The sequence below is a fragment of the Butyrivibrio sp. MC2021 genome, from assembly GCF_000621605.1.
Lineage (GTDB): Bacteria > Bacillota > Clostridia > Lachnospirales > Lachnospiraceae > Butyrivibrio.
In genome coordinates this window covers 629,716-653,141 of record NZ_JHXX01000001.1, presented here as the reverse complement: position 1 = coordinate 653,141, position 23,426 = coordinate 629,716, and the positions used below count along the sequence as shown (strand labels likewise).

The 23,426-nt window shown below is 44.5% G+C and carries 18 protein-coding genes and 1 pseudogene; 15 read left to right on the top strand and 4 right to left on the bottom strand.

All coding sequences use genetic code 11. The annotated features are described in order from the left end of the window. Positions 1 to 50: 50 nt before the first annotated feature. Complete coding sequence (locus tag T359_RS0102625; protein ID WP_026516133.1) at positions 51 to 1,610, bottom strand: AbgT family transporter; 1,560 nt, start codon at positions 1,608 to 1,610, stop codon at positions 51 to 53. Positions 1,611 to 1,998: 388 nt separating this feature from the next. Between T359_RS0102625 and T359_RS0102620 the strand changes: the two genes are divergently transcribed. The 8 genes and pseudogenes from T359_RS0102620 to T359_RS0102585 all read left to right on the top strand — a co-directional run bounded on the left by T359_RS0102620 (position 1,999) and on the right by T359_RS0102585 (position 10,976). After that, positions 1,999 to 2,436: a hypothetical protein gene (locus T359_RS0102620; protein WP_026516132.1), complete on the top strand. Its 438-nt coding sequence runs from the start codon at positions 1,999 to 2,001 to the stop codon at positions 2,434 to 2,436. Between the two features lie 619 nt (positions 2,437 to 3,055). After that, complete coding sequence (locus tag T359_RS0102615; protein WP_026516131.1) at positions 3,056 to 3,577, top strand: hypothetical protein; 522 nt, start codon at positions 3,056 to 3,058, stop codon at positions 3,575 to 3,577. A gap of 125 nt (positions 3,578 to 3,702) precedes the next feature. After that, on the top strand, positions 3,703 to 4,608 hold the full coding sequence (locus T359_RS0102610; protein WP_026516130.1) for a hypothetical protein: 906 nt from the start codon (positions 3,703 to 3,705) through the stop codon (positions 4,606 to 4,608). Positions 4,609 to 5,090: 482 nt separating this feature from the next. Then, positions 5,091 to 6,020, top strand: a complete 930-nt coding sequence (locus T359_RS0102605; protein WP_026516129.1) for an ABC transporter permease — start codon at positions 5,091 to 5,093, stop codon at positions 6,018 to 6,020. Positions 6,021 to 6,036: 16 nt separating this feature from the next. After that, positions 6,037 to 7,095, top strand: coding sequence for an ABC transporter permease (locus tag T359_RS0102600; protein WP_026516128.1), 1,059 nt, complete (start codon positions 6,037 to 6,039; stop codon positions 7,093 to 7,095). A 16-nt stretch (positions 7,096 to 7,111) separates the two neighbouring features. Further along, positions 7,112 to 8,104: pseudogene (locus T359_RS23325) on the top strand (ABC transporter ATP-binding protein). After that, complete coding sequence (locus T359_RS0102590; RefSeq protein WP_026516127.1) at positions 8,097 to 9,104, top strand: ABC transporter ATP-binding protein; 1,008 nt, start codon at positions 8,097 to 8,099, stop codon at positions 9,102 to 9,104. The pseudogene T359_RS23325 and the gene T359_RS0102590 overlap by 8 nt, the downstream one beginning before the upstream one ends. Positions 9,105 to 9,176: 72 nt before the next feature. After that, positions 9,177 to 10,976 carry a peptide ABC transporter substrate-binding protein gene (locus T359_RS0102585; protein WP_026516126.1) on the top strand — a complete coding sequence of 600 codons (1,800 nt, stop codon included), beginning with the start codon at positions 9,177 to 9,179 and terminating at the stop codon, positions 10,974 to 10,976. 89 nt (positions 10,977 to 11,065) lie between these two features. On the opposite strand, the gene T359_RS0102580 is transcribed toward T359_RS0102585, so the two are convergent. Further along, positions 11,066 to 11,248: a hypothetical protein gene (locus T359_RS0102580; protein WP_026516125.1), complete on the bottom strand. Its 183-nt coding sequence runs from the start codon at positions 11,246 to 11,248 to the stop codon at positions 11,066 to 11,068. A 237-nt stretch (positions 11,249 to 11,485) separates the two neighbouring features. Between T359_RS0102580 and T359_RS0102575 the strand changes: the two genes are divergently transcribed. After that, complete coding sequence (locus T359_RS0102575; protein ID WP_026516124.1) at positions 11,486 to 14,356, top strand: S8 family serine peptidase; 2,871 nt, start codon at positions 11,486 to 11,488, stop codon at positions 14,354 to 14,356. 86 nt (positions 14,357 to 14,442) lie between these two features. Beyond that, complete coding sequence (locus T359_RS0102570) at positions 14,443 to 14,853, top strand: TerB family tellurite resistance protein (RefSeq protein ID WP_026516123.1); 411 nt, start codon at positions 14,443 to 14,445, stop codon at positions 14,851 to 14,853. Between the two features lie 43 nt (positions 14,854 to 14,896). On the opposite strand, the gene T359_RS0102565 is transcribed toward T359_RS0102570, so the two are convergent. Together T359_RS0102565 and T359_RS19050 are read right to left on the bottom strand one after the other, a co-directional pair. Continuing rightward, entirely contained in the window at positions 14,897 to 15,658 is a 762-nt protein-coding gene (locus T359_RS0102565; RefSeq protein WP_026516122.1) for a ParA family protein, read from the bottom strand. A 20-nt stretch (positions 15,659 to 15,678) separates the two neighbouring features. Then, positions 15,679 to 15,933, bottom strand: a complete 255-nt coding sequence (locus T359_RS19050) for a DUF6465 family protein (protein ID WP_035783480.1) — start codon at positions 15,931 to 15,933, stop codon at positions 15,679 to 15,681. Positions 15,934 to 16,056: 123 nt separating this feature from the next. Here T359_RS19050 and T359_RS19045 point away from each other — a divergent pair, with 123 nt between their 5' ends. The 5 genes from T359_RS19045 to T359_RS0102535 are packed head-to-tail and all read left to right on the top strand — an operon-like array spanning position 16,057 to position 23,419. Next, the gene (locus T359_RS19045) at positions 16,057 to 17,556 is read left to right on the top strand and encodes a glycosyltransferase (RefSeq protein ID WP_051544870.1); all 1,500 of its coding nucleotides are present in this window, start codon (positions 16,057 to 16,059) and stop codon (positions 17,554 to 17,556) included. Continuing rightward, a complete protein-coding gene (locus T359_RS0102550) occupies positions 17,534 to 19,249 on the top strand; it encodes a glycoside hydrolase family 13 protein (RefSeq protein ID WP_026516121.1) in 1,716 nt (571 codons plus the stop codon). Before T359_RS19045 ends, T359_RS0102550 begins: the two co-directional genes overlap by 23 nt. A gap of 48 nt (positions 19,250 to 19,297) precedes the next feature. After that, complete coding sequence (locus T359_RS0102545; RefSeq protein ID WP_035783478.1) at positions 19,298 to 21,373, top strand: NAD(P)/FAD-dependent oxidoreductase; 2,076 nt, start codon at positions 19,298 to 19,300, stop codon at positions 21,371 to 21,373. Positions 21,374 to 21,384: 11 nt separating this feature from the next. Then, on the top strand, positions 21,385 to 22,251 hold the full coding sequence (locus tag T359_RS19040) for an SDR family NAD(P)-dependent oxidoreductase (RefSeq protein ID WP_051544868.1): 867 nt from the start codon (positions 21,385 to 21,387) through the stop codon (positions 22,249 to 22,251). A gap of 19 nt (positions 22,252 to 22,270) precedes the next feature. Further along, positions 22,271 to 23,419, top strand: coding sequence for a tocopherol cyclase family protein (locus T359_RS0102535; protein ID WP_026516119.1), 1,149 nt, complete (start codon positions 22,271 to 22,273; stop codon positions 23,417 to 23,419). Positions 23,420 to 23,426 lie beyond the last annotated feature (7 nt).

The following is a 23,426-nucleotide window of genomic DNA, read 5'->3' as shown; positions in this document are numbered from 1 at the left end:
TATGTAAAAAGAGGCACAGACCCACTGACTCATTATTGATTTCTCTGAGTTTAGCTTGCTGGCATAAATACTGTAACTCCCGGTCCGATGGGGATTCCCAGCATCATCCATACCACAAGGAATACGATCCACAAAACGGTGAGCACTACAGAAATCGGGATAAGATTCGACACCAGCGTACCGAGCTTAAGCTTTGGATCGTACATATCCTGGGCAGCCTTTAATGTAACCCACAGATAGGGCGAAAACGGAGTAAAGCAGTTGGTTGCCGAATCCCCAAGTCGGTAGAATATCTGCGTCATGGCGGGGTGATAATTGCCCGCTAGGATCATCATAGGGATGAAGACCGGCGCAAAGATTGCCCACTTGGCCGAAGCCGAGGTGATAAAAATATTAATCAGGCTGCTGAAGATGATAAAGGTGATTATCATGCCATAGCCCGTAAATCCTGTGGCATTAAGGAAATTAGCGCCGTTTATAGCCAGCAGCTGATCAATGTTGGTCCAAGAAAAGGTCTTTTGGAACTGGGCGCAGAAGAAGCAGAACACCAGGTATCCACTGAGCCTCCCCATGATCTTGACCATGGCACTGTAAATATCATTAAGACTCTTGAACTTGCCGGCGATGGCGCCGTACACAATACCGGGAACAGCGAAGAAAAACACCAGTATAGTCACAAGGTTCTTAAGAAGATATGAGCCAACGAAAGCTCTGGCACCTTCTTCCTCCTTCCCAACTACAACTCCAAGTGGTCCCCATATTGTCAGAACCACTATCAGCACCAGGAAGATCTGCATGGAGATTCCTGCCCAGAGAAGAGCCTTTTTCTCAGCAGGGGTCGCCTGTCTTTCTCTCTTTATCTCCATTCCCTCCACAGGAACATAAGTATCAAATCTCTTGTCCACGAAGTGGTTGCAGACAAAACCGATCACTGCTGTGCACAGGAAAGTGGATGCTGCCATGAAATACCAGTTACAGGTAATATCTACCGTTAAAACGCCTTCCCCAAGGAAATTGTCTACCACCCCCTGGGTAATAGACTGTAAAAGCCCGTCAGTACCTGCCACCATGAGATTTGCGGAAAAGCCTGCCTGAACAGCCGCATAGCCACAGATCATGCCTGCTACAGGATGCTTTCCCGCAGCCAGGTATAAAAGTCCTGCAATGGGCGGGATAATGATAACCGCTGTATCCGAGGCTATATTGCCCATTATTCCGATAAAAGCTACAACATAGGGCAAAAGTGCAGGAAGGATATGTTTCATCTTTTCATTTAACAGGGTCTCGATAAGTCCTGACTCCTCGCAAAACCCTACCGCCACAGTCATTACAAGGACAAGTCCCAGGGGCGGGAAGGATGTGAAGTTGGTGATCATATTGGCCAGAAACCAGTAAAGTCCCTCAATGGAAAAGAAATTTCGCACCACAACCTCAGCTCCCGAAGCGGGATTTACCACCGTAATATGAAAACAGGACAATATAAGAGATAATACTGCCGTTATCAAAAAGAGAAACATGAAGATAATGGCCGGTTGGGGGAGCTTGTTACACCCCGTTTCTATTACCTTTAAAAATCTGTCAAATTTGGATTCTTTAGCAGTTTCTTTCATTTTCACCTCTGAATAATATAAAAAGTTATATTCTAATTATCGTTCATTTTGAAACTCAATATCAAGGCTAAATTTACTAAATAAAAAAGAGTCAGTGGGGCGTTACAGTTTGAGTCAGTCTGGGCCTCTTTTTTGTGATATTATAGAAAAAGGTTATTTTCATTTAGAAAGACAAAGAAAAACCACCGGCAAAGCGGTGGATATTTTAGGGAGGAGGGGTTGTTCGGTGGGGAACCAAACAACCCGTGTATGAAAAAAAGTATTGTTGGGGGTTCAGAAGTTGTCCTTCTGATAGATTATATATTACAGATGACTTGTTGCTAAACTGTGTCAAAACTCTAAAAGAAATATAACCTATTCTAAAATAACTATAGGAGACTAAGAAAAAATGTCAAAAAATAAACGCAATACAGTTAAATATGATACCACAGGGCCCAGCAGAAGCGGGAGTATGACTAGGCTCATCTTTACATTGATAGTATTATGTGTTGTGATAATGATTTTTATAAAAGTTGCACTTCCTATGATAAAGCAAAAAACAAAACAGGTTGCAGCGGAAAAAACTGTTGAGGTTCTGACGGATCATGCTGAGATAATTGCCGGTGATAATGAGAAGGTTAAGGAAGCCATCGGCAATATGAGTAAGGAAGATAAAGAGACTTTGGCAGGAATCGTTGAAGAGCATATGGATGCCGAAACTGTTACTGAGGTGATGGAATACGTAAATAATAATGATAAGGAAGGCCTCATTGAATATGCTACGGAAAACTTAAGCCAGGAAGAAATAGAAAAGCTTATGGGATTATATAAGAAATATTCGGATTGAATAATAATTCATCCTATAACGCAAAAACACCCACGGGGGGACGTGAGTGCCTGCGATTTTCTTATGAGGGGGAGATAGTGATTGGTTCGAATGAACCGTTGCATCACTAACTTGATATTATAATAACTCTAAAATGTGTACAAATCGTGAACATTTTATAATTTTTTTAGATTTTTTTTATTTTTTCTTATTTTTCTGATCCGTTCTAGGCTTATTCAATTAAAAAGCATAAAAATGCAGGATAAAAAATTATTTCGTCTTCTTTATTTCCAATCTGAAACAAAGACCCGTTTAACCCCGGATTTTATACTTTTTAAATAATTTTTTCTGTTGACCGGTGTTAATATAGGGCTAACGAAGGAACAAAACACATGGATGTGGCCGGCAAGGTTGTCGGATTTAGCAGGGAGGCTAACGCAAGGATGCGAAATAAACGGCAAAGAGGCTGACGCAGGGACGCGGAATAAATGGCAGGGAGGCTAAAGCAGGGAAGCTGAATAAAATATAGCAGGGAAGCTTAAGCAGGGATGCGAATAATTGCAGGGAAGCGAATGCAAGGATGCTTATAATGCAGGGAAGCGCTTGATCGGCAGGGATGGCCGAAGATTAGGAGGTCATTATGAGTAGCATTTCTTCTGTGAGCGGATATTCTGCTTACTCACCATACCAGAACATGACAAATAACGTTTCTGCAGAAAAAACTCAGAACGTTGTTGAAGATAAAAACCAGAAGGTTACTGAAGACAAGGCTCAGGCTCAGAACGTGGCTCAGAATAAAAAAGAAGAGTCCGGAATGTCCAAGATGGCAGAAAAGATCAAAGAGCTTTCAAATCCTCAGAAGACTTCAGATCCTCAGGAAGTAAAGACAGCTACACAGGCCATTAAGGAAAAGGCAGCTGAAAAGGCTGAAGCTGAGGAAGAAGCTCAGAAGAACCCCAAGAAGGCAGCTTATGATCCGGCTCAGGTTCTCAGTTATACATCAAAAGCAGCTATGGACCTTGGCGTTGCTCCACAGAAACAAGAAGAGGAAACAGCAGTAAAAGCTCAGCAGGAAAAGAGCAACAAGCAGGTTGTTGAGATGTATCAGCAAAACCAGCTTCAGGCACAAAAGCAGCAGTCTATGAATGTTATGTTTGCTTAAAAATATAATAACGATATTACAGTCCCCCGCTTTTGCGAGGGACTTTTTATTGTTCATACTTATAGGGAATTGTGTTAAGATAAACTGTGTTTCAAAGAGTAAACAGATCACAGGAAGAATAATTTATGTTCAGATATAAAATCTACGGACTTTTAATAGAAACAGATGTGGAATTTCTTCAGTTAGTTCCTACAGATGAACCGGAATCTGCCGATGTTGTTATAATCCGAGGAGAAATTCGGGAGCAGGTTACAGATTATCTGGAAAAAAATAATATCAGGGCCTATGATATCGGTTTTGAAAAATCCTACTTGATGAATAAGGGCGGATATTACATTATTTCTGAGGGAAAAGAAATAATGTATGAGCCTAAGGAAGGGTATACTCCTGAGATGATAGGACCCTGGCTCCTTGGCTTTTGCCTTGCTATGCTTCTTTTGCAAAGGCATACACTTGCTGTACATTGCAGCGCCATTGCTGACAAAGAAGGTGCATTTCTTATTTCCGGTGTTCCCGGAGCAGGCAAATCCTCTCTTACCAGAGTACTGCTGGAAAGAGGATATGGAATAATGGCTGATGATGTTGCCGCTGTAAAGACAGAAGAGGAGGGGACCTTTGTATATTCCGCCTTTCCGTATCAGAAGCTCTGTAGGAACGAGGTAGAAAAAAGAGATCTTGATCAGAATGATCTTATCTATATAAATGAGGATAAGGATAAGTTCCTTGTTCCTGTAAAAGAAGCCTTTGTGGGAAACAGGAGAAAGCTGAGATATCTGATATTTATCGTGGTGTCAGCCACTGAAATAGTTCAGGTTCACAAGCTGTCCGGTCTCAATCAGCTCTTTGCTCTTAAGGAGAATCTTTTCCTTAGCAGATTAAAGGGACCCTGGCAGAATGACAAGACTCTGCTGGATCTTTGCCTCAAGGTGGCGTCCGGGTGTCCTGTTTATCTCATTGAAAGGCCTGACGGAGTAGATACTCTGGCTGAGATGGCGGATACCGTCCAGCGTATTGCCGATGAGGTCAGTTGATTTATATTTATATTAATATGAAATATGACCCCTATGGGAAAATGCATCGTGTTTTCCTGTAGGGGATTTTTTATGACCATAAGTTCTTAAAATTATTTTTAAAATATACTTTAAACGTAATACCGCTCGAACATTATTTGTATTATAATAAAAACATGGATTTAAAAATGTCCGTCACTGGCGGATAGATGTGTTTTAGTAGTGGATACTTGATTAAAATTAATCAGTTTGACCATATTTAATCCATTGTACTTGACATAAAGTCCCGTGAAACGTATTATAATCCATGTTTGTACGTGATTATTCATGTATACAATTTCACATTTTTAATCTTGGATTGTGTACAATCTTATGGTTCTGAGTACAATGATGTGCTTTTGTATGTCATTGTATATTTTTTAAATTTCACACGTTAAAGAAGTAACGCTTTGACGGGTTGGCAATTCAAAGCATCATACTAATAAAGGACAGGTTAAGGATTTATGAACACAAAAACACTTATGTACATTGTTAAGAGAGTAATCCTGGCAATCGTTACGATCTGGGTGGTAATCACTGTCACCTTCTTTGTAATGCATGCGGTTCCGGGAGGCCCTTTCACCGGTGAGAAGGCTGTAACAGAGGCGGTCAAGGCTGCCATGGAGGCTAAGTACGGACTGGATAAGCCCCTGGGAGTCCAGTACCTCACATATCTCAAGGATATAGTTACAGGTTTTGACTTCGGACCATCACTTAAGCAGAGAGGCCGTAATGTTAACGACATTATCATCGACGGAATGAAGACCTCTGCCAAGCTCGGTATCATCGCTGCTTTTATAGCACTTATCTTCGGCGTTGTTCTCGGTTCTGTGGCGGCCCTTCGAAGAAATAAGCTTATAGACAGGATCATTATGATAATAACCACGGCTTTTGTATCGATGCCTTCGTTTATCATGGGTTCCCTGCTTCTGATACTGTTTGCCATTAAACTCAGATGGTTCCCGGCCAACGGAGCATCAAGAAACGGTTTGTTCCTCCCGATACTTACCCTATCTCTTTATCCAATGGCATACATCACCAGGCTTACAAGATCCTCTATGCTGGAGGTTCTCGGACAGGACTACATCAGAACAGCCAAGGCAAAAGGTGTTTCCGGAGCCAAGATTATTTTCGGACATGCCCTTAAGAATTCACTTATTCCTGTAATCACATATTTCGGCCCCATGCTTGCGGGTATCGTAACAGGTTCCCTGGTTGTTGAGCAGATATTTGCTGTTCCCGGAATCGGCAGAGCCTTCGTAAACAGCATAACCGGTAGAGATTATCCTCTGGTAATGGGCACAACCATTGTACTTGCAACTCTTATCGTTATCATGAACCTTGTGGGTGACATCATGTATAAGGTTGTTGATCCGAGAATAACATTAGAATAATCAGGAGATACTTCAAATGGATATAACAAAGCTTAGCACACAGGTGAATATGGATGATTTTCTTCCTGCCACCGATGAAGAAAAAGAATATATGGTCCAGATGCGTCCTTCATCCACCTTTTTCAAGGACAGCGTCAAGAGACTTTTAAAGAACAGAGTTGCAACGGTTTGCTTCTTTATAATAGTTCTGATCACACTGGCAGCTATTTTTATCCCCATGTTCTGGCCTTATTCCTATGACCAGATGTTGGGTATGGTACCCGGTAAGCCAGTTGACAACAGCTTCAAGGATCTTAAGCCCTTCGAATACGGAACCTCGGAGCTTGCCAGAATAGAGAGCGGAGAGAGTGTCGTTCCTCACATCTTCGGAACAGACTCCCAGGGCCGTGACTATTTCATCCGTGTTGTTTACGGCACAAGAATTTCACTGGCAGTTGGCTTTTTCGCAAGTATCATCGTACTTATCATCGGTATGACCATTGGCTCCATCGCCGGTTACGCCGGAGGAAAAGTGGATCTTATCATTATGAGAATCGTAGATATCATCTACTCCCTTCCCGACATGCTGATGGTTATCCTTCTTTCATCAGTACTTAAGGTGGTAATGGAGGGAGCCCTGGACGGAACTGTCCTTGCCAAGATCGGCTCCAACATCATAAGCCTTTTCATTGTCTTCGGTGTCCTTTACTGGGTATCCATGGCAAGACTTATAAGAGGACAGATCCTTTCACTTCGCGAGCAGGAATATGTTCTTGCATCACAGGCAGCGGGAGCAAGAGGAAAGTGGATAATCTTAAAGCACCTTCTTCCCAACTGCTTCTCTGTGATCATTATTTCAACAGCACTTCAGATCCCCAGCGCTATATTTACGGAGAGTTACCTTTCCTTCCTGGGACTTGGTGTTAACGCACCCATGCCATCTCTCGGATCTCTGGCATCTGATGCACTTAACGGTATTTCCTCATATCCATACAGACTGGTAATACCCGCACTTGTTATTTCTCTTATCGTTCTGTCTCTGAACCTGTTCGGTGACGGCCTGAGAGATGCATTTGATCCTAAATTAGACACCTAATCTGGAGGCTATATAAATGAGTTTATTAGAAGTAAAAGATCTGCATACCTCATTTTTTACGGATGCAGGTGAAGTAAAAGCGGTAAACGGTATTTCCTTTTACCTGGACAGAGGCAAGGTCCTCGGAATAGTCGGAGAGTCCGGAAGCGGCAAATCCGTAACCGCATATTCCATAATGCAGATTCTCGCAGGAGCGTGAAAAATAGTATCCGGTTCCATCAAGCTGGACGGACAGGAGCTGGTGGGAGCAGGAGAGAAGGTCATGAAGACCGTCAGGGGCAACAAGGTATCCATTATCTTCCAGGACCCCATGACCAGTCTTAATCCTACCTATACCATCGGACATCAGCTGATGGAGGCCATACTTCTCCATACTGACAGAAACAAGGAGCAGGCAAAAGAGCGCGCCATCGAGATGTTGAAACTCGTTAATGTAAACGAGCCGGAAAAAAGAATGAATCAGTATCCTCATGAGTTCTCCGGTGGTATGAGACAGCGTGTTATGATCGCCATGGCACTGGCCTGTGAGCCGGATATCCTTATTGCCGACGAGCCTACAACAGCTCTTGACGTAACAATCCAGGCCCAGATCCTTGACCTTATGAGATCCCTGCAGGAAGAGCTGGGAATGGCCATTATCATGATTACCCATGACCTGGGAGTTGTGGCTCAGATGTGCGATGAGGTTATCGTTATGTATGCAGGTTCCATCTGTGAGCAGGGAACCGCCGATGAGATTTTCTATAATCCCCGCCATGAGTACACCAAGGGACTTCTTCGTTCCATCCCCACAGAGGGCAAGGAAGGTAAGAAGCTTGAGCCCATTACAGGTACTCCTATCGATCTTTTGAACATGCCAAAGGGATGTCCTTTTGCACCTAGATGCGACGCTGCCATGAAGATATGTCTTCGTGAGAGAGCAGAACGTATGCAGATAAATGACTGGCACGCAGCAGCCTGCTGGATGAACGTAAAGAAGGCTATGGAAGGTGGTGAAGCTAATGAGTGAAGCAAAAAATCTCGTTGAGATAAAACACCTTAAAGAGTACTTCAATGTTAATGTGGGTTTCTTTAAAACAAGACCTCTTAAGGCTGTTGATGATGTTTCTTTTGCAATTAAAAAGGGAGAGACCTTAGGTCTTGTAGGAGAGTCGGGATGCGGTAAGACCACCGTTGGACGAACAATCCTCAATCTCTATAAGCCCACCTCCGGAGAGATCTGGTATGATGGCAAGCTTATTAAGACCGAGGCTGATATCAAGGAATTCCGAAAGAAAGCCACCATGGTTTTCCAGGATCCTTATTCATCCCTTAATCCAAGAATGACAGTTTCGGATATCATCGGTGAACCTCTGGATATCCACAAGCTCTATAACACCAAAGAGGAGAGAAGAGAGCGAATCCTGGAGCTCATGAGCTATGTAGGACTTAACTCAGAGCATGCTTCCAGATACGCCCACGAGTTCTCCGGCGGACAGAGACAGCGTATCGGTATTGCCAGAAGCCTTGCGGTTAATCCCGAGTTCATTGTCTGCGATGAGCCTGTATCAGCCCTGGACGTTTCCATTCAGGCTCAGGTCATCAACATGTTTGATGAGCTTCAGGACAGGCTGGGACTTACATATCTTTTTATCGCCCATGACCTTCTGGTTGTAAGACATATCAGTGACAGGATTGCCGTTATGTACCTGGGTAAACTGGTGGAGCTGGCGGATGCCAATGAGATCTACAATCATCCGATACACCCTTATAGTAAGTCACTGCTTTCTTCGGTTCCTGTACCGGATCCCAAGATTGCCAGAGCCAACAAGAGAATCATTCTCTCGGGAGATATTCCAAGCCCGCTAAATGCACCTTCGGGATGTCCCTTCAGAACCAGATGTCCTTATGCAACAGAGGAGTGTGCAGAGACAATGCCGGAGCTTAAGGAACTTAGTACAGGCCATTTTGTTGCATGTCATCATCCTGAGGATGTGACATCTATCAAGAAAGGTATTTTACTTAACTGATCAATATTACTTGATGAAAAATATGGCATAACCATATTTTCAATAAAAAACTTCATATTAAGGAGGGTAATTATGAAAAAGAAGTTATTATCAGTAGTACTTGTTTTATGCATGGTTCTCAGCCTTGCAGCCTGCGGACAGAAGGCAGACACCGCAAACAGCAGCACAATCAGCGTTTGTCTTGCTTCCGAGCCTGCAACACTTGATCCTGCACTTAACTCAGCTGTAGACGGAGCTACACTTATCAGCCACCTTTTTGCAGGTCTTGCTAAGTGGGGGCTTGATGCCAGCGGCAAGCTTGAGATTCAGCCTGATTGCGCTGAGGCTCTTGTTGAGGGTGTTGAGAACGCAGACGGAACAATCACTTATACCTACAAGCTCAGAGACGGCCTTACATGGTCAGACGGACAGCCCGTTAAGGCAGCTGATTTCGAGTTTGCATGGAACAGAGCAGCAGGACAGGCTCTTGCAGCTGACTATGGTTACATGTTTGAAGTAGTAGACGGCTACGAAGCAATCTGGGCAGATGGCGCTACAGGCGATGAGAAGCTCAATGTTCACGCTGTAGATGACAAGACTCTTGAAGTTACTCTTACAACACCTGTTGCATACTGGAATGAGCTTCTTGCATTCCCTACATACTTCCCTGTACGTGAGGATGTAGTTGCTAACGAGTCATGGGCTACAGATCCTTCAACCTATGTAAACAACGGTGCTTATACAATGACAAGCTGGGAGCACAACTCAGTTATCACACTTAAGAAGAATGACAAGTTCGTTGATGCTGCATCAGTTAAGATGGGCGAGATCAACTTCTACCTTTCAGATGATGCCAACAACCAGCTGGCTAACTTCGAAAACGGCGACTGGCAGTTCATCGATGACGTTCCTACCAACGAGATCGCAAACCTTAAGACAAAATATCCTACAGAGTTCGTAACAGCTGGTCAGCTTGGTACTTACTATGTATGCTGGAACATCAACGAGAATATCCTTCCTGAGTCAAGCACACTTACAGGCGCTGACAAGGCTAACGCAGAGAATGAGATCAGAAATGCTCTTGCACTTCTTATCGACAGAAATCACATCGTAAACGACATTGCACAGGGCGGACAGGTTCCTGCTTCTTCCTTCGTTGCTATGGGTCTTACAGATGCTGACGGAACAGAGTTCTATCAGAATGCAGGTAACGGTTCAGGATACGTTGGATACTATGATGTTTCTACAGCAGCTTATGAAGCAAACTGGGCATCAGCAATTGATACACTTAAGAAGTATTACACCTATGACGAAGCTTCAGGAACATTCTCCGACTTCCCTACACTTACATACCTCTACAACACATCTGAGGGACACAAGGCCATCGGTGAGGCTATCCAGTCAACATTTGCAGGCATCGGCATCACAATGAACCTTGAGAACCAGGAGTGGGCTACATTCCTTGATACACGTAAAGCAGGTAACTACTCAATCGCGCGTAACGGATGGCTCGGTGACTACAACGATCCTATTTCCTTCCTTGATATGTGGACAACAGCTTCCGGTAACAACGACGTTCAGTTCGGTAAGGGCGACAATGCTTCTGTAGCAGCTTACAGCCTTGACCTTACAGACCTTGGCTATGATGTTAAGGTTGAGAACGGAACCTGGGCTGACACCTATGATGTTATCATCGGCCTTGTCAAGAAGTGCACAGATTCCAAGACACGTTATGCACTTATGCACAGAGCAGAGGACCTTCTTATGTCAACAGGATGTATCTGCCCTATCTACTACTACACAGATCTTTACATGATCGACGACAGCGTAAAGGGCTTCTTCTCAAGTCCTCTCGGATACAAGTACTTCTTATACTGCGAAGTAAACAAGTAATATAAAGTAATCAAAAAAATAAACAGGAATCTGCTTTGATATTCTTAGCAGATTCCTGTTTTTATTTTCGTCTAATATTATTTCAAATCTCATCCAAGAAATGCATTCTCAGATTCCTTGATCAGATCACTAAGCTCCATATCTGTGACGTCCAGAACCCAGGCCAGCATGGTGATATTGTGAGCATGCTCCTCCACAGAAAACTTTGGGCATGTCAGATATGTATCTATTTCATCCTGCAATTTCTTCCTAACGTCATCTTCAGTTCTCATAAGATTTGCTCACCCACCTTCCGGAAATAATATGTTCCTGTCACCATTATACCAAAATGTAGCAATTAAAATGTCTTATTTTTCGTGATTGAATGTTGTAATTTTGTTGTTGATTTTAACGAAATTCTATGAGAATTTTATCTGTGTCTTTTCTGTGTTTTTTCTGTGAAAAAGGTTGAAAACACCAGATTTTTTCTATAGAATGACGGAAGTTGTTTTATTAGGGAGGATGAAAGAATGTTTCAAAAAAAGTTTAAGCAGTTTATGGCTGCGACTCTTTCTGCAGCAATGCTTATTGGACAGACCCAGTATGTAGCAGCCGCAGATGTAGAGAACACTGATGTTGATCTTTTTGAAGAGGTCGAAGACGCGGATGCACTTGTATTTGATGAGGACGTCGAGGAGACAGAAGAAGAGGTTGGGGGCATCGAGGAAGCTTTTTCTGAGGATACAGAGGATTCAGAAGAAGCAGTTGAAGATTCAGACGTAGAAACTACAGAGGAAACAGATTCTGTAGAAGATGGCGAAGTAATTCTTGAAGCTTTAGATGAGGCTGAGGAAGCTGCTACTGAGGCTGCAGCAGAGCTTCCTGAGGGCGTTGTGGGAATGCCTGAGAACTATGAGCTCACAGAGTCAGAGGCTTCTATCAAGGCAGATTCCATTGCAAAGAAAAATGAATATTTTGCTAACTTCTCATTGCTCACAGAGGGCAGGGATTATGCTAAGGATGAGGTAGTATTCCTTTCAGAGACCGCTGAGCACGCAGAGGAGGTTGCAGCTGCATTTGGCGGAACTCTTAAGAGTTTTGAGAACGGTGTTGCGGTAATTGATCTTTCTGTGTCAGAGGTAAGCGTAGAGGATGCTTACAGCTGCGCATTTGTTGAGAATATCAATCTTCCTGTAGTTACTCCAAATTATTTCTTTGATGTAGAGGAACTTGAGACTACAGAGGTTTCAGAGGATGTTGTTGCAGAAGATGTAGCAGAGGCAGAAGAGTTTGAGGATGCTTCAGAAGAAACAGAAGAGGAAGAGGCAGATATTGAGTTTGCTTCTGAGCCTTATCTTAATGCAGCAGCTTCTGCATACCAGTGGCATCACGATATGGTTGATTCCTATTCAGCATGGATGGATCTTGGAAGAGATGGTCTTGCCAAGACTGCTGATGTAATTGTAGCAGTAATCGATGACGGTATCGCAGATATCGCAGAACTCAACCTGGTAAATGATGCTGATTTCGACGGAAACCACGGAACAATGGTTGCAGGCGTTATCGGTGCAGAGTTTAATGAGAACGGCGGCGCAGGTATTGCTCCAGGCGTACAGCTCTTAAACCTTAAGTCAGATCTTTCATCAGCAAGCGTAATGACTCAGCTCCGTGCTGCAGTTCTCGCAAAGGCTGATGTAATCAACATGAGCTTTGGCGGATCAAATATCGATCCTCAGATGGCAAGCGTAATTGATGAAGTATATGAAGCAGGCGTAACAATGGTAGCAGCAGTGGGAAGTGATGAGGCAGCTACTTATCCTGCAGCTTATGCGAATGTAATTTCAGTATCAGCAGTTGGTAAGGATGGCGATGCACAGGCAGTTGTAAACAGCGACATCGCAGCTCCCGGTTCCGACATCTTGACAACAGACACAGACAACAGCTATGTAATGGCTAGCGGTTCAGCACTTGCTTCTTCTGTTGTAGCAGGTGCATCAGCTCTTTATATGACCAAGTATGGCCATGTTTCTCCTGAAGCTATGAAGAATCTCCTTGTGGCTTCTACTGATGTTAATGAGAATTCAGAGAATGGTACCGGAGTTATCAATGTAAGCAAACTTCTTGGCGCTAATGTAACAGCCGGTAAACAGCCTTTAACATCTCTTACATTTAGTGGCAAAAACTATTCAAGTGCTGCGGGCGTTTTTTATGCACCTAAGGGCGGCAGCTGCAAGATTACAGCCAAGGGCAACAAGGGTGCTTCCACCAAGTCCTTAACATGGACTGTTTCACCTGCCAATGCCGGTGTTACAGTGTCTAATAAAGGTGTTGTAAAAGTAGATAAAACTGTAGCTGAAAATAAGACATTTACAGTTACCGCGAGATCAGGAAGCGTTAGCAAAAATTGTACAGTTCAGGTTGTTACAAAGACAAAAACTATTAGCGCTTCTCAGAAGTCACTTAAGCTTGGAGTTGCTGCAAGAGGATCAATTAAAACTTCAGGAACAGTATCAGTTAAAGTTGAGAATAGTTCACTTGTTAATTTCAAGTCTTCAAATGAGAAGGTTGTAAGTATTTCCAGAAGCAATAATAATGTGACTATAACAGCTCGTGGTAAGGGATCAGCAAAAGTTACAGCTTCAGCTGCTGATGGTTCAGGAAAAAAGGTTACTATCAGTGTTAAGGTTGTTGTTCCTGTAGATAGTATTGCAGTTACACCTAGTGTTGGTAAGCGTACCCAGGATGCATTTGTTACCGGATCTTCATACAAATTTAAGAAAACAGTATATGGTGTCAATGGCCTTAAACCAAGCAGCAAAAAGGTAACATGGAAAGTTCATGTATATCTTCCTAATGGAGCCGAGATCAAGGATCAAAATATTGTTAAAAAGGTTGCTACAGTAAAAGGCGGCAAAATTTCTGCTAAGTCCAATGCAATCAGTTATCTTCAGGGCTTGGGATTGCTCGGATCTACAACTGTTAACAAAGTTGAGCTTGAGTACGTAACTGTTAAAGCAGAGGCAACAGCTGCAGACGGCTCTGATGCACATATGACTTCAAGATCTGTAAAAATTTGTCAGAGACCTAAAATGTTTGGATTCCCTCAGAGTTCAAGATGGTTCAAAATCTATGTTAAAGTAGATGCAGGCTATGACGGTCTGGTTACAGGTGTTGTTGGACATCCTGAGACAATCGTTTGTCCTACAAAATATAACATCACAAGCAGTAACAAAAATATATTAGAAGTAGAGTGTGTACCTCAGACATATAAAGGCAGAACATACTATTTGGCTCATTTTATAGCACATAAGGCAGGAACTGTAAATCTTACAGTACAGGAAAATGATGGCGCCGGAACGAAGTCTTCAATTGAGTGTCAGGTATACGGAAAGAAAAAATAAGTAAACATAAGGGCTTTCGCAAATTGATGCGAAAGCCCTTTTACTATTGTATAATGGTTTTATATTCACCTAAAAGGAAGTGGCCTATGTTTTTACATTTACTTAAAGAGAATGAAAAAGAAGCCTTCATCGACCTGGCGAGACTGGCTGCGGCATGCAATGGCAGTGTCAGTGAGGAAGAGGAGATAACTATAGAACAATATTGTGCTGAGATGGGGATTCCGCTTCCCATGAGCCATGCCCATACCCTGGAGGGGGTTCTTGCCTGTTTTCAGGATTCTGACATAAGAAGCAGGAAGATTGTAGTTTTTGAGATAATAGGTCTTATCTTTGCAGACGGAGACTTCGACGAAAAAGAAAGCCAGTTCATAGAGATGATTGCCAATGCACTGGGTATCAGCATCCATCAGGTTCAGGAGATGCTGGAACTGACCGGCAGATATCTTCATGTACTTAACGATATCCTCTGTGTTATCGAGGATGATCAGTTTGAATAAAAAGTAAGGCGATTTGACTTGAGTCAAACCGCCTTTTTATCTTTTATTTTACTTTCAGAAGCTCCTGTGAGAAATCTATGTAGTCCAGGCAGGTATTGCACTTGGGTGCATAGTCGATAAGGAGCTTTTTCTGTTCCTGGGCCTCCTTGGTCTTGACGCACTCTCTGATAACTGTCTTAAAGAGCCTGGTGTTCATCTCTTTAGCGCTGGCCTCGATATTTTCCCTGGTTTCCCTTTCCAGATTGGAACGTCCGGAATATCTTACCAGCAGGAGGCCTGCTATGGTGAGATCTCTGTTCTGTCTGCGCTTTACTGCCATTATGGTGTCGTAAAGCTGCTGGATTCCCTGCATTGCGTAGGAGTCTGCAGTAACCGGTATGATCACCTTGTCTGCGGCGATAAGGCAGTTGTAAAGTATGATATTAAGCGAAGGCGCAGTGTCGATCACTATGTATTTGTAGTCATCAAGAGCGTCCAGGGCATCCTTTAATCTGTAAAAGCCCTCCACATCTCCGTCAAGCATCTTCTCAGCTTTGACAAGAAGCGGGTCGGAGGCTACGATGTCGCCGTTTTCAGTGTGCTGGATGGCTTCCTTGATGGGTAGCTTATCCGAGTCGATTATTACGTCGTAGAGAGTTGCCACATCCTCTACCTTAGCTTCATAGGTGCTGGTGCTGTTTCCCTGGGGATCAGCATCGATAAGAAGTGTCTTGGCCTTCTTCCCCAGAATTCCGGCAAGATTGGTTGCGGTGGTACTTTTTCCGATACCGCCTTTTTGATTAGCTACAACAAAGACTGTTGCCATTTCTCCCTCCTCCTAAAACCTTAAAAATCCACGCTGCCGTTTACATCATTGTTGATAACGTAGAATACTTTCTGTTCCTCGGGCTTGATATAGACGTCAACCTTTTCGAAATCTGAATCCTTCAGGCCTTTGGATAGGGCATCCTGCTTGATAAGCTGCAAAAGATCGTCTGCTTTACGTTCTTTTTCCCTAAACTGAACTACAATTGTCTTCTGAGCTTTAGCAAAGCCGCCGGTAAGTTCGTTTGCTCTTTCAACACTTTGTTTTCTGGCCATTGTTTTTCTCCCCTCATAAATGATTTTTTGTCCTTAATACAACATTTTAGCACAAATTTTGTAATATAATAAAAATATATGCCATAAAAGCCTTAAATGTATAAACAAAAGAGAGGATTTTATATGAATATCTGCTTACTTAATGACTCTTTTCCGCCGGTTATAGACGGCGTTGCAAATGTTGTAATGAATTACGGAAGGGTGCTTACTCAGGAACTGGGAGAAAATGTTGTTGTGGGAACCCCAAGATATCCTGAGGGCAAGTATGACGGCTATCCCTATAGAGTTGTAGCTTATCCCAGCTTTGACACTACGGATTTTGTTAAGGGTTATCGCACCGGAAATCCGCTGTCCATTAGAGAAATAGCACAGATGGCAGAGTTTGAGCCGGATATTATACATACTCATTGTCCTGCGGCTTCTACCATTATGGGCAGGATCCTCAGAAAACAGACAGGATCACCCCTTGTTTTTACCTATCACACCAAGTTCGACGTGGATATAGCAAGGGCTGTGGGAGAGGGCTTCCTTAAGCAGGAGACCATTAAGACCATGATAAGCAATATCGAGGCCTGCGATGATGTGTGGGTTGTTTCTGAAGGTGCCGGTGAGAACTTAAGATCCCTGGGCTATGAAGGGGAATACCGGGTTATGAATAACGGCGTTGACTTCCCTAAGGGAAGGATTCCTCAGGATATAGTTGCAGAGACTACCAAGGATTTTGATCTTCCGGAGGGAGTTCCGGTGTTCCTTTTTGTGGGAAGAATGATGAAGTATAAGGGGCTTCCAATAATCGTGGATGCCATGAGAATCCTTTCTGAAAAGAAAATGGATTACCGCTGTGTATTTGTAGGCGGAGGCGCCGATGCGGCAGAGATGCAGCAGCTTGTAAAAGATTACGGAATTTCCCTGGATGTGACGGAGGACGGAAATATTGTCCATACCGAGGGGAAAAGCGAAATGACAGGCAAGGTGATCTTCACAGGGCCTATCCATGACAGAGAAAAGCTCAGAGCCTGGAACACCAGGGCGGATCTGTTTCTTTTCCCGTCTGTCTATGATACAAACGGCATTGTTGTCAGGGAGGCCGCTGCCTGCGGACTTGCCAGCGTTCTGATAAAGGACTCCTGCGCTGCAGAGGGCATAACCCATGACAGAAACGGATTTTTAATCGAAGAAAACGGCGAGTCTATGGCGGAGCTTCTTCTGGAGATTGGAAAAGATCTGGCCCATATGGATGAAGTGGGACTAAGGGCCATGGATGAGATCTATATTTCCTGGGAGGATGCCGTAAAAGTAGCCCACGACAGATACGGAGAGCTTCATGAGATGTCCGGGGCCGGAGTGTTCGGTCACAGAAAGCATCAGAGCCTTGAATATCTTATTAAGTCCACGGGAATCATTTTGGACAGCACAGAGATGATATTTGATGCACCAAGATATTTCTATGAGGGCATGAGAGAGAACTTTGAGGAATTTGAGGAGTCGGTGGAGGAGAGAAGGATCAAATTCAGTGACAGACTTGAGAAGATAAAAGAAGAAATTGCCGAGGACTTTGAGAACATCAGTGATGATATTTCTGAGATGAGGAAAAAGATCAGTGGACAATCAGAGAATGAGTAAAAAAGACTGGTATAAGGAGATGAGCTTCTATCAGATCTGGGTCCGGAGCTTTGCGGACGGAAACGGTGACGGCATAGGAGATCTCATCGGTGTATATAACAAGCTTGATTACGTTAAGAGCCTAGGGGTGGACGGAATATGGTTTTCTCCGATCTATCCTTCTCCCAATGCGGACTATGGCTACGATATTTCTGACTATAGGGATATCCATCCTGATTTCGGAACGCTGGAGGACTTTAAAAAGGTCCTTAATAAGGCCCATGAACTGGGGCTTAAGGTCATAATGGACCTGGTGGTAAACCACACCTCGGACGAGCACAGGTGGTTTATTGAAAGCAGAAAAGGTAAGGATAATCCCTACAGTGACTATTATATCTGGAGAGATGAGCCCAATAACTGGGATTCCCTGTTTGAGGGGAAAGCCTGGGAATATGATGAAGTAAGAGAACAATATTATCTCCATATTTTTGCAAAGAAGCAGCCCGACCTCAACATGGACAACCCAAAGGTCCGTGAGGAGGTTAAGGGCATTATGCGGTTCTGGCTGGATATGGGGGTTGACGGCTTCAGAGAGGATGTCATCAACTTTATCTCCAAAAGAGAGGGTCTGCCGGACGGGATACCGCTTCTTCCGGCAGCCAAGGGCATGAACCATTACAAGGACGGCCCTCATATCCATGAATATATGGCTGAATTTCGCAAGGTCTGTCAGGAGTATGACTGCTTCCAGCTGGGGGAAGGCCCCATGACCACAGTGAAATCCGCAAAGAAGTACCTGACCGGCCCCACCAAGAGCCTCGATATGATGTTTTCCTTTGATCATATGATGGCGGACTGTATGCTGACAGAATATATCCACAGACCCTTTTCCCTGACCAAGCTGAAAAAGGCCTTTTCCAAGTGGCAGTATGCTCTGGCGGATGACGGCTGGAATGCTTTGTACCTGGAAAATCACGATCATCCCAGGATCATAAGCCGTTACGGAAGCTCAATCTACTGGAGAGAGAGCGGAACCATGCTGGCTGCAAGCTATATTTTCCAGAAGGGCACGCCTTTTATCTACCAGGGACAGGAGATTGGCATGACCAATATCCGCCTGGCTTCCATTGAGCAGTATGTGGATGTTTCTTCCAAGAACAATTATTACTCCTACCACCTTAAGGAGGATCCCGAGAGGAGACTTCACAGAATACATCTCTCCAGCAGGGATTCCGCCAGGACACCTATGCAGTGGGATGATAGTGAGAATGCGGGCTTTTCCAAGGCTCGTCCCTGGTTCTATGTTAATCCCAATTATAAAAGGATAAATGTGGCTTCCCAGGAAAACGATGAATACAGCATCCTTAATTTCTACAGGAGATGCCTGAAGCTCAGGAAGAGCTCACAGACCCTGCTTTACGGCAAATATAAGGAGTATAACCGCAAGGACAAGAATATCTATATGTATGAGAGAGCTCTTGATGATGAGGTATACCTTATCGTCTGCTCTTTCGCGGGGGTTCCGGTAAGACTGCATCTGCCTGATAAATACGTCAGCAAAAAGAAGAAGCTGGTACTATGCAATTATCCGAGAAAAACAGACAGAACCCATGAGAATATCTTGCAGCAGATAAAGGATGATGCACATCTTCTTGAGGCACGACATGGCCTTTTAAGGCCCTATGAGGCAAGAATTTATAAGATAAGCAAATGATTTATCGTGTATAATGATATTAATATAACAAAGTGTGTGGGGGATAATATGTACGATCTTTTATTTAGTCCAATGAACATTGGAACTATGACCGTTAAGAACCGAATCGTTATGTGCGCCGCAGAGTTCAGTCTGGGAGAGCCAAGCGGCAAGGTCACGGATACTTTGTCCGATTATTATGAGGAAAGGGCAAAGGGAGGTGTGGGACTTATTATTCCCGGAATCTGCAGAGTTAATGACATGGCGGGAGCTGCCACCTACACCCAGCTGGCCATGAGTCATGACTATCATATTGAACCAATGCGCAAAATGGCCGATAAGATCCACAGTCACGGCGCCAAGCTGGCTATACAGCTTCATCATGCGGGAAGACAGGGCCTTGCCAGTTCCATCAATTCCCTTCCCATGGTCATTCCCGTGGCTGAGAGAATCCCACAGTTCATGAATCTGATGTACAAATGTACTCCGCTTCTTCTTGGCATGGAGGAAAAGGGCATTTGTTTTTCCGTACAGGCACCTTCTAATTGTCCCAAGGCTCCCCATGGCGCCGCAAGACTCCATGAGATGAGCAAAAAGGAGATACGACAGCTTATCCGTGATTTCATCGATGCCGCCGAAAGGTGCAAAAAGGCTGGTGTTGACGCGGTGGAGCTTCACGGCGCTCACGGATATCTTATACAACAATTTTTATCCCCCTATACAAATTTCAGAACAGACGAATATGGGGGCAGCTTCGAGAATCGTCTGCGCTTCCTTGAGGAAATCGTTACAGGAATAAAGGAGCGCTGCGGCAGGGACTATCCCTTGATCGTAAGGCTCACTGTGGATGAGATGTATGCCCGCATTGGACTTCCTGACCGGGGCTATAACCTTGAGGATGGCAAAAGGATTGCAAAGCGCCTTGAGGAGCTTGGCGTTGATGCCATAAACGTATCCAGCGCAGGTTATGATGTATATAACTGCTGGCTTGAGCCCACAACCTATGAGCCTGGATGGAGGAAGTATCTGGCAAAGGCAATCAAGGAGACGGTGAAGATCCCCGTGATAGCAGCCAATGTTATAAGAGAGCCTGAGCAGGCGGAAAGACAGCTAAGGGAGGGATATCAGGATTTTGTGGCTTCCGCCAGAACCTTTATCTGTGATCCCCACTGGGCCCAAAAGGCCGAGAGCGGCCATCCCGAGGATATTCAAAGGTGCATCGGCTGTCTTAACTGCATCAGGTCCTTTATGACCAATGCGGGGAAAGGCCTTCCCGGAGAGTGTGCTCTCAATATGAGCATAGCCGATGAAAGAGCATACTATAGCATGCCGAAGGAAAAGTCAGGCCGGCAAGCACTGGTGGTTGGAGCAGGACCTGCGGGTCTCACCGCAGCCAAGACCCTTGCCATGAGAGGCTATGAAGTAGAGCTTTTTGAAAAAGAAGAAAAGGCCGGAGGCCAGGTGATTGCTGCATCCTCCGGAATAAATAAGGAGAGACTGTACTGGTGCGTTGAAGACCTTCTGACGGCGGCCCGCAAGCTGGGAGTAAAGGTTAACCTCGGAAAAGAAATAACCGCCAGGGAAATCGCCGATAAGAATCCCGACGTGGTATTAATCGCCGCCGGTGGAAAGCCTCTTTTCCCAAGATCCATAGAGGGGCTTGATGGTGATAATACGGCTACCGCTGTGGATGTGCTTCTTGGAAAAAGAAAGATAGAAAACAGCAATGTGATCGTGGCAGGCTCCGGAATGACAGGTCTTGAGACCTGCGAAGTCCTTTGCGAAAAGGGCAATAAAGTAATCGTAGTTGAAATGGCAGATGCTGTGGCTCCGGGGACCTGGTTCCAGCTGGTGGACGATGCCATGGAAAGACTAAAGGGCAAAAAAGTAAAGTTTATGACCGGAACAAAGCTTCTTTCAGTAGATGGGGAAGGTGTTCTTTTAGAGAAAGTAAGAAGCGGAAAACAGAAAAAGATAAAAGCGGATGTGGTGGTAAATGCTCTTGGAGTGACCCCGGTAGATAGCCTCTACTCGGAACTTTCGGAGCTTGGCATGAGGGATGTATATAAAGTAGGGGATGCGAACACATCGGGAACCATAGCCCATGCCTGTCACGATGCCTATGATGCGGTAATGAGATTATAAGGGGGAAAGCTATGAACAGAATGAATCCGGTAACAAAGCAGAGTATCAAAAGGAAGATCAAACTTGTAAGGGGGAAGAACATCGTAATTACCGGTGCTTCCAGCGGTATTGGAAAAGAGCTTCTGGATAGACTCTCAGCTCCTGAAAACCACAACAGGATCTTTGCTACCTCAAGAACCATTGAGAAGCTCACGGGCTACGGCAAAAACGTGCATCTTTTTAACTGCGACGTAAGCACAAAAGAGGGGGTTGATGCCTTTATGGAAAAGGCCCAGAGCATCCTTGGCAAGATCGATATTCTTATTGCCAACGCCGGAGCACCCTATTATGAGAAGCTTGACTATGTAAACTGGGACCGCGTTCAGAATATTTTTAACCTGAATACGATATCACCTATATACACATACACCAAGTATCTTGAGCATTTAAAGGGCCGCCCGGGGCATATGGTCTTTACTATTTCTGCCATGGGTGAAATGGCTATTCCCGGCTATGCGCTGTATGCAGCCACTAAATTTGCAATGAAGGGATTCCAGGAGGCGGTAAGACTGGAGGCTCCAAAGAACATGAAGCTTACGGCTGTATATCCTGTTTCCACCGCCACCAACTTCTTTATGGTGGGAGGTGATGGAATTGATGTGGGCCAGCCCTTCCCGCTTCAGAAGGCAGATGTGGTGGCAGAGCGCATGATAGGCGGCATTGCGGAGGCCAAGAAGCACATTTATCCCTGCAAGATTTTCCAGCCCTCCAAGGTACTCATGGACGTTCTGCCGCCTGTAAAGAGCTTCTATTGGGGCATGGAGAAAATGAGACTCAAGAAATTCCTTGAGAAGAAGGCAGCTCTTGATCTGAAACTTGCGGAGAAACTGGGAAAGTAAAAGGCGGAGGATAATACAAGTGGGAAATATTCATGATATTACAAGAGATGAGTGGATGCTTCGGGGCCCTTTGGCCAAAAGAGGCTACGACTGGTGGTGGCATTCAATGACCGCGGAAAATGAAAGAACCGGAGAAAAGAAGGCCTTTTACGTGGAGTTTTTTACCTGTAATCCCGCTCTTGCAGAGGATCAGCCTGTGATAGTATGGAATGATCCTGAAAAACAGAAGAAGGGAATAAAGCCATCTTATCTTATGGTGAACGCAGGTTTTTGGGGAGAGGACCACGGCCAGCTTCACAGATTCTTTTCCCTGAAGAATGTGGAGATCCATAAAGATGCGCCCTACAGCGTAAAGGCAGCGGACTGCCTGTGCAGTGAGACTCATTCAGAGGGAAGTATAAATGTCAGCACTGAGGATGTGGCAGCTCACCCGGAGTGGATGAGCGATGCCGGGTCCATTAGCTGGAACTTTGATATCAAAAAAGAAATTGCCTTCCATGTGGGCTATGGCGCAAGCAAGTTTTTCAGAACCATCAATGCTTTCGAGATGTTCTGGCATGCTGAGGGCATGAAGACAAAATTCGAAGGGGAGATTATACTAAACGGAGTGAAGTATCTTCTTAAGCCCGAGACCTGCAACGGTTATTCCGACAAGAACTGGGGCGGAGATTTTACCAGTCCCTGGGTGTGGCTTTCGTCCAATAATCTTACCAGTAAGATTACGGGAAAGAAGCTTGAAAACAGCGTTTTCGAAATAGGCGGCGGAAGGCCCAAGATCTTTTTCCTGGCCCTTAATCGCAAGCTCCTTGGAGAGTTCTATTATGAGGGAAAAGACTATGAGTTCAATTTCTCCAAGTTCTGGACCCTTTCAAGGACCATTTTTACCTGCAGGGAGACTCCCGATGAGATCCAGTGGAATGTCATGCAGATAACCAAAGACGCCAGGCTGGAGACCAGGATAAGATGTAAGAAAAAAGATATGCTGAACATCAGATACGAGGCCCCTACGGGATTTAAGAAGCACAACAGGCTCTGGAACGGCGGCACCGGATACGGAACCTTGAAGCTTTATAAAAGATCGCTTTTCGGATTCAAAGAAGAGCTTATAGATGAAATCTACGCAGAGGGAGTTGGCTGCGAATACGGAGAGTACTGCGATCTGCAGTAAAAGAGGA